This window comes from Dellaglioa sp. CoH-56-MRSF-14 (assembly GCF_056782115.1).
This window is the reverse complement of the sequence record NZ_JBXAYB010000002.1, coordinates 135,116-149,271: the sequence shown is the minus strand read 5'-3', so window position 1 is coordinate 149,271 and position 14,156 is coordinate 135,116. Positions and strand designations below refer to the sequence as shown.

Annotated in this window: 11 protein-coding genes; 10 read left to right on the top strand and 1 reads right to left on the bottom strand. The window is 33.8% G+C overall.

Going from position 1 to position 14,156, the window contains the following annotated elements:
* Positions 1-91: 91 nt before the first annotated feature.
* Genes AC1RPX_RS02500 through pyrE form a run of 7 tightly spaced genes read left to right on the top strand, consistent with a single transcriptional unit; the run spans position 92 to position 9,242 of the window.
* Entirely contained in the window at positions 92-1,366 is a 1,275-nt protein-coding gene (locus AC1RPX_RS02500) for a solute carrier family 23 protein (RefSeq protein WP_481761310.1), read from the top strand.
* Between the two features lie 14 nt (positions 1,367-1,380).
* Positions 1,381-2,331: an aspartate carbamoyltransferase catalytic subunit gene (locus tag AC1RPX_RS02495; protein WP_481761311.1), complete on the top strand. Its 951-nt coding sequence runs from the start codon at positions 1,381-1,383 to the stop codon at positions 2,329-2,331.
* Positions 2,328-3,617: a dihydroorotase gene (locus AC1RPX_RS02490; RefSeq protein WP_481761312.1), complete on the top strand. Its 1,290-nt coding sequence runs from the start codon at positions 2,328-2,330 to the stop codon at positions 3,615-3,617. The genes AC1RPX_RS02495 and AC1RPX_RS02490 overlap by 4 nt, the downstream gene beginning before the upstream one ends.
* Positions 3,618-3,620: 3 nt before the next feature.
* Positions 3,621-4,697 carry a carbamoyl phosphate synthase small subunit gene (locus AC1RPX_RS02485; protein WP_481761313.1) on the top strand — a complete coding sequence of 359 codons (1,077 nt, stop codon included), beginning with the start codon at positions 3,621-3,623 and terminating at the stop codon, positions 4,695-4,697.
* A gap of 2 nt (positions 4,698-4,699) precedes the next feature.
* On the top strand, positions 4,700-7,885 hold the full coding sequence (gene carB / locus AC1RPX_RS02480; RefSeq protein ID WP_481761314.1) for a carbamoyl-phosphate synthase large subunit: 3,186 nt from the start codon (positions 4,700-4,702) through the stop codon (positions 7,883-7,885).
* A gap of 16 nt (positions 7,886-7,901) precedes the next feature.
* Positions 7,902-8,615, top strand: a complete 714-nt coding sequence (gene pyrF / locus AC1RPX_RS02475) for an orotidine-5'-phosphate decarboxylase (RefSeq protein WP_481761408.1) — start codon at positions 7,902-7,904, stop codon at positions 8,613-8,615.
* Complete coding sequence (pyrE, locus tag AC1RPX_RS02470; RefSeq protein WP_481761315.1) at positions 8,616-9,242, top strand: orotate phosphoribosyltransferase; 627 nt, start codon at positions 8,616-8,618, stop codon at positions 9,240-9,242.
* A gap of 42 nt (positions 9,243-9,284) precedes the next feature.
* Here pyrE and AC1RPX_RS02465 read toward each other — a convergent pair whose 3' ends face one another.
* Entirely contained in the window at positions 9,285-10,988 is a 1,704-nt protein-coding gene (locus AC1RPX_RS02465; RefSeq protein ID WP_481761316.1) for an NFACT RNA binding domain-containing protein, read from the bottom strand.
* 155 nt (positions 10,989-11,143) lie between these two features.
* Between AC1RPX_RS02465 and AC1RPX_RS02460 the strand changes: the two genes are divergently transcribed.
* The 3 genes from AC1RPX_RS02460 (at position 11,144) to xerS (ending at position 14,150) form a co-directional block, all read left to right on the top strand.
* Positions 11,144-11,563 carry a MarR family winged helix-turn-helix transcriptional regulator gene (locus AC1RPX_RS02460; RefSeq protein ID WP_481761317.1) on the top strand — a complete coding sequence of 140 codons (420 nt, stop codon included), beginning with the start codon at positions 11,144-11,146 and terminating at the stop codon, positions 11,561-11,563.
* A gap of 27 nt (positions 11,564-11,590) precedes the next feature.
* A complete protein-coding gene (locus AC1RPX_RS02455) occupies positions 11,591-12,457 on the top strand; it encodes a DegV family protein (RefSeq protein WP_481761318.1) in 867 nt (288 codons plus the stop codon).
* A gap of 622 nt (positions 12,458-13,079) precedes the next feature.
* A complete protein-coding gene (gene xerS / locus AC1RPX_RS02450; protein ID WP_409022540.1) occupies positions 13,080-14,150 on the top strand; it encodes a tyrosine recombinase XerS in 1,071 nt (356 codons plus the stop codon).
* Positions 14,151-14,156 lie beyond the last annotated feature (6 nt).

Sequence of the window (14,156 nt, the reverse complement as noted above, 5' to 3'; positions counted from 1 at the left end):
ATTAGGGAATAACGTAGGCCCAAACTAGATTTCAACTTCGAACGCATCTCTCTATAGAGGTGCGTTTTTTATATAGAAAGGAAATGAGAAAATGAAAGAAAAGTTTAGAAATGATGATGCTGTACTTGATATCCATGATAGACCATCATTTGGGCAATGGATGGGATTATCAATTCAACATTTGTTCACGATGTTTGGAGCAACAGTTTTAGTACCTATTCTAGTCGGTTTGAACCCAAGTATTGCTTTATTTAGTTCAGGTGTAGGTACTTTGGTTTATATCGGAATTACAAATGGTAAAATTCCAGCTTACCTTGGTTCAAGTTTTGCTTTTATTGCGGTTATGCAAATGTTAATGAAAACATCCGGTTATCCGGCGGTTGCTCAAGGAACGATTGCAGCTGGATTAGTTTATCTGATTGTTTCAATTATTATCGGAAAAGTTGGTTCAGGTTGGCTTGATCGTATTTTACCACCAGTTGTCGTGGGGCCAGTTGTCATGGTCATCGGATTATCTATGGCAACAACAGCAGCAAGTAACGCGATGTTAAAATCGGGTACTTATGATATTAAATATGTTTGGGTCGCAATCTTCACCCTGGCCATTACAATATTTTTCAATATGTATCTTAAAGGATTCATTAGTTTAATTCCCATTTTATTAGGAATTGTCTGTGGCTACATTATGGCCGTCTTATGTGGAATCGTTGATTTTTCTACGGTAGAAAAGGCAAATTGGCTTACATTACCTGCATTCGATGTTGCATTTATAAATTACCAACCTAAAATTTATTGGAGCGCCATTATTGGTATGGCACCAATCGCATTTGTCACAATGACTGAGCATATGGGTCATATAATGGTTTTAAATAAATTAACGAAAAGAAACTTTTTCAAGGATCCTGGACTAAATAGAACCCTTTTCGGTGATGGTGTATCATCAATTATTGCTGGATTTGTTGGAGGTCCTCCAACAACTTCGTACGGTGAAAATATTGGTGTTTTAGCCATGACTAAGGTTCATAGTATTTGGGTGATTGGTGGCGCCGCATTCTTCGCCATTGTCTTTAGTTTCGTTGGAAAAATTAGTGCTTTGATTCAAAGTATTCCAGGACCAGTTATTGGTGGTATTAGTTTTCTACTCTTTGGTGTTATTGCTTCAAGTGGGTTAAGAATCTTAATCGATAATCAAATTGATTATGATAAAAAGCATAATCTGATGATTACTGCCAGTATCCTAGTGTTAGGAATTGGTGGCATGTACTTAAAAGTAGGCGATTTACAATTAACAAGTATTGCACTTGCAACAGTAGTAGGTATTGCACTAAACCTTATTTTACCTAAAGAAGCTAAAAGCGAAAAATAATAGGAGATGATATTTTGTTAGATAAAAAGACAAATTTAGTTCAGTTACAACATTTAGTATCAATCGAGGATCTATCTACAGAAGAAGTTGAAGCATTAATTGAAAGAGCTGAAAAGTTTAAACGAAATCCGTCATTATTTAACTTAAAACATCCTATCTTTACAACAAATTTATTTTTTGAAAATAGTACCAGAACACATAGTAGCTTTGAAGTAGCTGAGCAACGTATGAAATTAAACATTGTCTCATTTAATCCAAGTATTAGTGCACTCAGTAAAGGTGAAACTTTATACGATACTGTTTTAACAATGGGTGCTATTGGGACTCAAATCGCAGTTATCCGCCATCCTGAGAATGAATATTATCAACAATTAATTGGTGATAATGATTTGGGAGTTGGTATTATCAATGGTGGAGATGGGAGTGGACAACATCCTTCACAATGTTTACTCGATATGATGACGATTAAAGAAGAGTTTGGGACATTTAAAGACTTAAAAGTTGCAATTGTAGGAGATTTAACTAATTCGAGAGTTGCTAAAAGTAATATGCAATTATTAAAAAAATTAGGTGCTTCATTATACTTTTCAGGTCCAAAGGAATGGTTTTCTGAAGAATTTGAAGCATACGGTCAGTATTTAGAAATGGACGAATTAGTTGGTGAAGTTGATGTTATGATGATGCTACGTGTCCAACATGAGCGTCATACGGATGATAGTAAATTTTCGAAAAAGAATTATCATGAAAAATTTGGATTAAGTATTGAACGCGGTAAAAAATTAAAAAAACAAACAATTATTATGCATCCGGGTCCGATTAATAGAGATGTAGAATTAGCCAGTGAATTAGTTGAATGTGAACAATCACGATTTGTAAAACAAATGACGAATGGGGTATTTGTTAGAATGGCCATTTTAGAAGCTGTCATTAACGGACGTCATTTAATGGAGGCTAATAGAGCATGAAGAAATTAATTAAAAACGGAACCGTTTTTTTGAATCATAGTTTTAGCCAACAAGATATCTTGATTGAAGACGACAAAATTAAAGCAATTGGCACTAATTTAGCTGATGAACTGTTAAATGTTGATTTAGTTATTGATGCAGAACATTTAATTGTTGTACCCGGGTTAATTGACGTTCATGTCCATTACAGGGAACCTGGATTTGAATACAAAGAGACGATTAAGACAGGAAGTCAGGCCGCTGCCCGAGGTGGTTTTACCACAGTAGGAGCCATGCCTAATTTAGATCCTGTTCCTGATACGTTAGAACATTTTGCTGAAATAAAGCGACGTAATCAAAAAGACGGACAAGTACATATTTCCCAATATGCTGCAATTACCAAAGGTAGAACTTCTGAAGAATTAGTAAATTTTGGAGAATTAAAAAAAGCCGGGGCATTCGCCTTTACAAATGATGGCTCAGGTATTCAGACAGCTGGAACAATGTATCTTGCAATGAAAGAAGCAGTAAAGGTTAATTTACCACTTGTCTCTCATGTTGAAGATAACTCATTATTATTTGGTGGCGTCATGAACGAAGGTGTTCGTGCAAAAAATCTAGGGCTACCTGGTATTATGGGGGTTGTAGAATCATCACAATTAGCCCGAGATTTAATGCTTGCACAAAAAACGGGTGTTCACTATCATATGTGTCACGTTTCTACAAAAGAAAGTGTGGAATTAATTCGACTTGCTAAGAGTCATGGAATTAATGTTTCCTGTGAAGTTTCACCACATCATTTATTATTAACGGATTCAGACATTCATATGGATAATGGTAATTTTAAAATGAACCCCCCATTACGAACTGAAGAAGATCGCCTAGCTTTGATCGAGGGATTATTAGATGGCACAATCGATATGATTGCGACAGATCATGCACCACATAGTGAAGATGAAAAACGCGGTAGCATGCTTAATGCCGCTTTTGGTATAACTGGAAGTGAAACGGCCTTTCCGTTGTTATATACAAGAATGGTTAAAACAGGGATTTTAACATTAGCCCAACTTATTGTTCTAATGAGTGAAGCGCCAGCCAAACAGTTTAATCTAAATGGTGGTACGTTTGAGCCTGGTTCAGTAGCAGATATTGCAATTTTTGATATCAAAAATGAGCAAACAATTAATGAAGCAGATTATGTCTCAAAAGGTAAAAATAGTCCTTTTACAGGGCAAAAAATTTATGGGAAAACAATGTTAACGCTAGTTAGCGGTGAAATCAAATATGATAGTCGAAAGGTTGAGTAAATCATGAAACGATTCTTAATTTTAGAAGACGGAAGTATTTTTAAAGGATTTAGTTTTGGAGCAATGGCCTCAACTACTGGCGAAGTCGTTTTTACGACTGGAATGACAGGGTACCAAGAAACGATTACAGATCAATCATTCAGTAATCAAATTATCACGTTTACTAATCCTATTATTGGTAATTATGGTGTTAATTTGGATGATTATGAATCAATAGAACCTTCATGCAAGGGCGTTATCGTTAATAATGTTGCTAGGGTTTCTAGCAATTGGCGTCAACAATTAACCTTAGATGAATTTTTAAAACAGAAGGATATTCCTGGAATATATGGCATTGATACACGCGAATTAACAAAGAAATTACGAAATGTAGGAACGATGAAAGGAAGCATTATTGATTCCGATGCTGATTTAAATCATGCCTTTGATGCAATGAGTGCAACTGTACTCAACCAAAATATCGTCCAACAAGTTTCAACGATTAAACCCTATCCTAATCCTGGAACAAAATTAAACATTGTATTAGTCGATTTTGGGTTAAAGCACAGTATTTTGCGAGAGTTATCTAAGCGTGATTGCAACGTAATTGTTTTACCGTATAATGCAACTGCAAAACAAATATCTGATTTACAACCTGATGGTGTCCTATTATCGAATGGGCCAGGGGATCCCAAAACTTTACCGGAGGTTGTTGAGATGATCAAAATGATACAACCTAAATTTCCGATTTTTGGTATTTGTTTAGGACATCAGTTACTAGCACTAGCAAACGGTGCAGATACATATAAAATGAAATTCGGACATCGTGGATTTAATCATCCGGTTAGAGAAATTGCAACTGGACGAATTGATTTCACCTCACAAAATCATGGATTTGCGGTGGATAGCGATTCTATCGATTCAGATAAACTGATAGTGACACATCGTGAAATTAATGACGAGTCTGTTGAAGGAATTAAACATAAAACTGATCCAGCATTTAGTGTCCAATTTCATCCGGATGCTGCGCCTGGTCCACATGATGCAGATTATTTATTTGATGAATTTATTGAAATGATAAACCGAGTTGGGAGAAAATAAATATGCCTAAGAGAAATGATATCCATAAAATAATGGTTCTTGGATCTGGTCCTATTATTATTGGTCAGGCCGCAGAGTTTGATTATTCTGGTACACAAGCTTGTTTATCTTTAAAAGAAGAGGGTTACGAAGTTGTTTTAGTGAATTCCAATCCAGCTACAATTATGACGGATAAAGAAGTTGCAGACGAAGTGTACATTGAACCTTTAACGGTAGAATCAGTTTCAGGTATTTTACGTAAAGAGTATCCAGATGCCATTGTACCAACTTTAGGTGGTCAAATTGGCCTTAATTTAGCTATGGAATTGTCTCAATCAGGTATATTAGATGAATTAAACATTGAATTATTAGGTACTAAATTAAAATCAATTGATCAAGCTGAAGATCGTGAACAATTTAAACAATTAATGCAAGAGTTAAATGAACCCGTTCCGGAATCACTAACTGTTGAAACCTTAGAGAGTGCGCTAGAATTTGCAGATATTGCAGGATACCCAGTTATTGTTAGACCTGCATTTACAATGGGTGGGACTGGTGGTGGTCTATGTAAAACAGCTGAAGAACTTAGTAAAACGGTTGTTAATGGATTAGAGCTATCACCAACAACACAATGCTTGATAGAAAAGAGTATTGCAGGATACAAGGAAATTGAATTTGAGGTTATGCGAGACCACGCTGATAATGCAATTGTTGTTTGTAGCATGGAAAATTTTGATCCTGTTGGTATTCATACAGGAGACTCTATTGTCTTTGCACCAACTCAAACCTTATCTGATAGAGAGTATCAGATGTTACGAGACGTATCCTTGAAATTAATTAGGGCCTTAAAAATAGAAGGTGGTTGTAATGTACAACTTGCTCTAGATCCTCATAGTTTTAAATATAATATTATAGAAGTTAATCCGCGTGTAAGTCGTTCATCAGCATTAGCTTCAAAAGCAACGGGATACCCAATTGCGAAGATAGCTGCCAAAATAGCAGTTGGATTGAATTTAGATGAGATTTTAAATCCAGTGACTAAAACAACTTTTGCTGAATTCGAACCAGCATTGGACTACGTTGTTGCTAAAATACCACGTTGGCCATTTGATAAGTTCAATCGAGCAAATCGTTCACTTGGAACGCAAATGAAGGCAACTGGTGAGGTTATGGCAATTGGTCGTAATATGGAAGAAAGCTTGTTAAAAGCAGTTCGATCTTTAGAAATTGATGAAGATTACTTGTGCTTAGATAATGCTCAAAATGCAACTGACTCCCAACTTGAAAACCAGTTGGTTAATGCAACTGACCAGAGATTGTTTTATTTAACAGAAGCAATACGTCGCGGGTACACAATTGAAGAAATTGAAAAACTAACAAAAATAAATTTAGTCTTTTTGGATAAATTAAAACACATAGTCGAAATTGAAATGTCGCTAAGTATCAATATTAAAGATATTGACGTCCTTATTGAAGCTAAAAAACATGGTTTTAGTGATAAAGTTATTGCTGATATTTGGCACGAAACTTCGGAGGATATTAGAAAGTTTAGAATAGAAAATAATATTATTCCAGTTTATAAAATGGTTGATACCTGTGCTGCGGAATTTGAATCAGCCACACCATACTTTTATAGTACGTACGAACATGAGAATGAGAGTTTAAAGAGTAAAAAACAAGCAATTATGGTTATTGGTTCTGGTCCCATTAGAATTGGTCAAGGTGTTGAATTTGATTACGCAACAGTTCATTGTGTTAGAGCTATCCGTGACGCAGGATATGAAGCAATTATCATGAATAGTAATCCAGAAACCGTTTCAACTGATTTTTCAATCGCTGATAAATTATATTTTGAACCATTAACATTGGAAGATGTTTTAAATGTGATTGATGTTGATAAACCTTTAGGTGTAATCGTTCAGTTTGGTGGACAGACAGCAATTAATCTTGCTGCGGGATTACAACAGTATGGCATTAAAATATTAGGAACGTCTGTTAACAATTTGGATCGTGCTGAGGATAGAGAGTCATTCAACCGAGCGATTAAGCATCTAGGATTAAAACAACCCATTGGTAAGACTGCAATAACACAAGAAGATGTGCTTAAGCGAGCAACAGAAATCGGTTATCCCGTTCTTGTTAGACCTAGCTATGTTTTAGGTGGACGTGCAATGGAGATTGTTCAAAATCAGGTTGAACTCGAATTATATTTGCTAAATAACGTTAAAATCGCACCACAACATCCAATCTTAATTGATAGTTATCTTGAAGGTATTGAGTGTGAAGTAGATGCAATTTGTGATGGTGTTTCTGTCTTAATTCCAGGAATTATGGAGCATATTGAACATGCTGGAATTCATTCAGGCGACTCAATGGCTGTATATCCATCACAACATCTATCAGACAAGATTAAAGCAGAAATCGTTAATGCAACTAAAAAGATTGCACTTGAACTAAAATGTGTGGGATTAATGAACCTTCAATTTATTGTGCATCAAGATGAACTTTATATTTTAGAAGTTAATCCACGTGCCAGTCGTACCGTTCCATTTTTAAGTAAAGTAACAGGTATTAAAATGACCCAGGTAGCGACTAAAATTATATTAGGTTATGATTTGCAAGAACAAGGTTACCAGGATGGTTTATACCCAGAATCTAGTTCTGTTCATGTAAAAGCGCCTGTGTTCTCATTTAGTAAATTGAATGATGTTGATCCATTTCTAGGACCAGAAATGAAATCAACCGGGGAAGTTATGGGAACGGATCAAACATTTTCTAAAGCACTCTGCAAAGCATTAGTAGCCGCTAATATTAGTTTATCAGGTAATGGTTCCGTATTAGTAAATGTTAACGACAAAAATAAAAATGCTATATTACCACTTGTTCAACGATTTGTTTTACTTGGTTACAAAGTTTTAACATTACCAAAAATGGTTGATTTCTTTTTAGATAATCAGATTAAAACGTTTACCAGTACAGAGGCATTAAGCGTTAACCGACAATTAGATGATATTAATAATTTGTTACAAACTGGAACCGTTCAATTTGTTATCGATACACTATCAGATGATCACGATAAAGCATCATATGGTTATCAAACGCGTAAAATATCAGTAATGCAACATATTCCATTGTTTACATCTTTACAAACTGTTGATGTACTTATTCAAGCGTTAGAAAGCCAGTCATTTTCAGTAGCAGCACTATAAAAATTAAGGGGAGTAGATAATGATTAATCGACCTATCATTGCTTTAGATTTTCAGAATAGAATGCAAACGACAGATTTTTTACAGTTATTTCCTCAAGATGAACAACTATTTGTTAAAGTTGGTATGGAATTGTTTTACAGTGAAGGAACTCGTTTTGTTGAAGAATTAATTGATCAGGGGCATGACATTTTTCTTGATTTAAAATGTCATGATATTCCAAATACTGTTCGGCAAACTATGACCAGTTTAAGTCGACTAGGTATTTCATTAACAACAGTCCATGCGGCTGGTGGCGTTGAAATGATGAAATATGCATTAGATGGATTAGACCAAGGTAATTCCTCAATAAAAATGCCGAAAATAATCGCAATTACACAATTAACTTCTACCAGCCAAGAACAACTAGAAACGGAACAATTGGTTGAACGACCATTAATTGAAAGTGTCGTTAATTACGCTAAGTTAACAGAATTAGCTGGATTAGCGGGTGTTGTTTGTTCAGCACAAGAAGCTAAAATAATTAAGGAAGCAACTTCCAAAAACTTTTTGGCAGTCACACCTGGAATACGATTGGAAGGGCAGGCAGTAAGTGATCAAAAAAGAGTAATGACACCAGCTGCTGCAAAAAGAAATCAAAGTAGCGCCATCGTTGTCGGACGATCAATAACGCAAGCAGTAGATCCGTTTGCTGCTTACCAAGCAATCAAAAAAATGTGGGAGGAAGCTTAAATGAATTTAGCAGAGACAGTTGCCAGTGATTTATTAGAGATTGGTGCCGTAACTTTATCGCCAAAGAAGCCGTTTATTTGGGCAAGTGGACTAAAAAGTCCAATTTATTGTGATAATCGGTTAACGATTAGTTATCCTGAAATTCGTACTAGAATCGCTAAAGGCATAGCAGGTATTATTCGTGAAAAATATCCTGATACAGAGGTAATTGCAGGAACGGCAACTGCAGGAATACCCCATGCAGCATGGATTGCTAATGAATTAAATTTACCGTTAATTTATGTTAGAACAAAGCCTAAAGATCATGGTACTGGTCAACAAATTGAAGGACGATTAATCAAAGGACAAAAAACTATTTTAATTGATGATCTCATTTCAACTGGTGGAAGTGTTATTCAAGCAGTTAATGCAGCAAAAAATGAAGGCGCTGATGTTCTAGGTGTCATCGGTATTTTTAGTTATGAACTAGCGGCAAGTACGACAAATTTTGCTGATATTAAAACACCTTTTGAGACATTAACTAATTATTCAACACTTATTAAAGTAGCTAAGGAACAAGAAAAAATTAATTCTGATGAAAAATTATTATTGGATAAATGGCGTATCAATCCAAGTAATTGGTTATAGTAAAAAAGTTTCAACTAAGAATAATTTCTTAGTTGAAACTTTTTATTTACGACGCATAGCCATAATTTTTTGTAAGTCTGGTGTAATAAAGGTTGAGTTTTGACCTTCGTAGACAACAAAACCTGGCTTTGAGCCATTGGGCTTTTTAATCCGTTTAACTTGGATATAATCTACTGGAACAGATGCTGATTGACGATATTTTGAGAAATAAGCAGCTAAGTTAGCCGCTTCTGTGACTGTTTCATCACTAGGATTAGAACTGTGAATAATTACATGGGAACCAGGAATGTTTTTAGCATGTAGCCAGATGTCAGATTTATTGGCTGTCTTCATGGTTAGTTGATCATTTTGAAGATTATTCTTACCAACAGAGATAAGGGTTCCATCTGTTGCATAATATTCATCTGGTTTACTTATTTTAATTTTAATTGCTTTTTTATTTTTATTCAATTTTTGTTCTTTTAATAAACCTTGTTGTTGTAATTCAACCTTAATATCTGGTAAGTCTTTAGGTTCAGCTAACTCGATTTCTGATTGAATTTCTTCTAAGTAAGCAATTTCTTTTTTATTTAGGAGAAGTTGCTCATTAACAAATATAACTGCATTCTTTTGTTTTTGATATTTTTTAAAATATTTTTGTGCATTTTTTGAAGGTGAAATTTGATTGGATAATTGAATGGTCATTTCTTTTTCATTATCATAGAAATTAGGTAATGAAACTTCTGTCATTCCTTGTTTAACTAAGTGAAGATAAGTAGTTAATAATTCACCTTGGACCCGTAATTGATCCGCTGTTTCAGTATTTTTTAAAGTTTTTTCTAATTTTTTTTGTTTACCACGGTTCTTTTTGAGCTCATTTTTAACAACGCGGATTAAATGGCTACCTTGTTGTTGAACGCGGTCTTTATTTGCTTTATCGAGATAGTAAGTATCCAGCATTTCGCTTAATGAATCGAATTCTTGACCAGTACCAATTTCTTTATTTGGAATGGCCGAAAAATCAAGACGTTTGCCAGATAAAATAGTTGGTGTCGGTGTATCAAATTGTGTGAAGAAAGTTGACCAGCTGACACTAGGGTCTTCAACATTAGTATGAAGTGCAGTTGCAAGATCTAAACTAGATTGACCAGCGAGACCTTGATAGCTATTTTGAAGTTCCTTCGCTAGGACTTCCTTATTTGGAAACTCGGATAAAAGTTTTTTAAATGTATCAGTTGTATCTGTAAATGGATTTAATTTATCTTGAGCTGGTGGCTGACGATAGGTTGCACCAGGTATTAGCATACGATATCGATTTTGGTCTGAACTAATATGTTTAATGGTATCCAAAACCTTATCATTAGTTGGATTAATTAGTAGACAATTACTATAACGTCCCATCATTTCTAAACTTAAAATTAGAGGTTGTTCATCACCAAGTTCATTTCTAGTTAAAAATGAAAAATTAATAATACGATCATTAGCAATCTGATCAATTGCTACAAGTTGACCGCTCTCTAAATATTTACGAAGCATCATAGTAAAATTAGTTGGTGTTTTAGGATTTGAATAGGGAATATTTGTAATTTGTGCACGAGCATAACTTGAATGTGCAGATAATAGTAAGGGTTGATTCTTTCTATTTGCACGAATTGTAATAATAACCTCATTAGGGTAGGGTTGTGATATTTTTGAGACCCGACCACCGATTAGTTTGGTTCTTAGTTCACTAATCATTGCATGAGTAAAAACGCCATCAAATGACATTTAATCAACTCACTTTCTATAAAATATGTTTAATAACTACAAGTGTAACGTTTTAAACGATAAATCGCAAAGAATCATTATTGAATAGTTTTCTTGCCATTTTTAGTCTATATATTGTATAATGCAAGGTATATCGAATTTAAGGGGTCAACAAAATGAAAACAAGTCTTGAAAACTTACTATCAATTGATAAACAGTATAAAGTGATTTTACAACGTTTAACTAAAAAAAATCAATTAACAATATCTGAGTGGCAGTTATTAAAGAAAATAAGTGCTAAATTTAACACACAGGAAAAATTGGCCGTAGAAACAGATCTAGATATCTCAACACTAAGTCGACAATTAAAACGCTTAGTTGAAAAAGAAATGCTTGATAAGCATAGTATCGGTGACGATAAACGCCAATTGATTTATACAATGACTGAAATCGGCGTTGAGTCGTCAAAAGCAGTTGATAAAGGTTTTACTGAACTTGAAGCAACTATTTTTGAAAAGTGGCCAGAAGATGAACAAAATTTATTAAGAATATTATTAAATCGCTTAGACAAAAGTCTAACGAGGACTGACGTTTAAACCGTCATAAAATGAGGTGTTTAATTAATGAAAATAGCAATTGTAACAGATAGTACTTCGTACCTATCTAAAGATCAGATTGAAGAGAACAATATTACTATAATTCCTATCCCAGTCATTATTGACAATAAAATTTATAATGAAGGCGTTGATATTACAACTGAAGGATTCTATGAAAAATTAAAGACATCTGCATCCTTTCCAAGTACCTCACAGCCTTCTGTTGGGGAAATGATTAACTTATATGATAAATTAGGTAGCGAAGGCTATGATATTATTTTAAGTATTCATTTAACAAATACAATTTCAGGATTTATTGATAATTTAAAAAATATAGCACCAACAATTGAGTCAACTCGTGTGATACCGTATGATTCTGGTATCACAGTTATGTTAATGGGATATTTAGCTTTGGAAGCTGCTAAAATGGCTAAAGAAGATGCCTCTATCGATGATATCATTGCCCGATTAGATGATTTGAAGACAACGTTAGGTGAATATTTCATTGTTGATGATTTGCAAAATCTTGTACGAGGCGGTCGTTTGTCTAATGCTTCAGCCTTTATTGGAAGTGTTCTTAAAATTAAGCCAATTTTAACATTTGATAGTGTTTCAAATAAAATTGTTGCATTTGAAAAGATTAGATCAACTAAGAAGGCAATTAAGCGTGTAGAAGATTTATTTGAAGAGCATCGTGCATCTGTTGATTATCCTTTACGTGGACTTATTATTCATGCAAATGATGAAACGTCAGCAATTAAGTGGCAGACTAAAATGAAGAAGAAATATCCTGATATGACATTTGATATCAGTTACTTTGGACCAGTCATTGGGACACATTTAGGTGAAAAAGCATTAGCATTAGCGTGGATTAAAGACTTTGATCAAGCTTAAGAGTTATTAAAACTAACAACCGGTTTAATCGGTTGTTAGTTTTTTGTTTTCAAATAATAATTAAGATGTAACTGTGACTAGATAATAGTATGTCGGAGAAAATAATTTTAAGTTAATAGATAAAGTTTAAAAGCATCAAATGAGTGGTAAATTGAGACTTATCATATTAACACTATCCAACTTTAGTTAAAACACACAATTTAATGAAAGTTTAGTAGCGCAATATCTTACTGATTTTAAACAAGTCTATTTAAATTATCATTCGTTTTGTATTTGTATCTCGCTCATTTTATTTTATGTAAATATAATTTGTTCATCATAAAATATATTTACAATTATTATTCTCCAATAAATTATATAATTAACACTAATATTTGTAGATACATATCAAGCATGACGACCATAATTTGCCAAATTATGGTATTAGCTATATAAGGATTACTTAAAATCTAAAGTATTAAATATATTAGTTATTTTGTGAATAAACACTAATTTTAAATAATATGTATCATACTGTTTGATATAAGAACATTTTGCGTTCAACTTTCATTAAAGTTGAATTGTAACTCTTTAATGTGTTATTCTCTACGTATTAAACTATCCGTTATAATGAGGTGTATTTTTGAGAAAAGAAAAATATTTAGAATTAATTGAGAATGAATTACAGTACCAACCTTGGTATGCGCAGGAATACTATCAATCTAAATCTACAATCCCCCTATCCAATGCAACGTTATATCAATATTTAACAGAGTTTAGACGTTTTTTTGATTGGTTACTGGCAGAAGGTATTGTTAACGAAAAATCAATTAAGACAATCGATATTAGTGTTTTAGAACATTTAAAAAAGGAAGATATGGAACTATATAAATCCTCCCTACTTTCTAGAAGTAAATCAAATAATGCAAATAGCAACACACAACTCTCTAGGAGCACTGTAAATCGTTCTCTAACAGCGATTTCTTCATTGTTCAGGTATCTTTCTGAAGAAACGGAAAAAGAAGATGGAGAGCCATATTTTTATCGTAATGTGATGAAAAAAATTACTGTCGTAAAAGATAACGAAACGTTTGCTACACGTGCAGCAAATATTAAAGATAAATTAATGCTTGGAACTGAAGATCGTGATTATATTAACTTTATTGATCAAAAATATGCCGATTTGTTAAAGCCTAAAGGTCTTTCCTTTTTCAAACGGGATAAAGATCGCGATATTGCTATTAACGCTTTAATGCTAGGTAGTGGTTTACGGGTTTCAGAAGTTGCAAATAGTGACCTACCTGATTTAAATTTAAAAACAAATAATATTACCGTCATTCGAAAAGGTGGCAAGAAGGATACTGTGCCAATTGCACCGTGGGTAATCCCCTATCTTGTTAAATATATTGAAGTGCGTACAATGAACTATAAAGTAGATAAAATGGAAAAAGCCCTATTTTGTTCATCATATCGTGGAATTGGAAAACGCATTGAGAGTGGTACAATTGAAAAATTGGTAGCCAAGTACTCATCTGCATTTAAAGTCCGTGTTACGCCGCATAAACTACGCCATACACTCGCTTCTAAATTGTACCTAGAGACGAAGAATGAACAACTTGTAGCAACACAATTGGGTCAGAGTTCGACAAGTGCAACTGCGTTATATACCCATATGATTGATGAAGAACAACGGAATGCTATTAATAAATTATAAAATAAA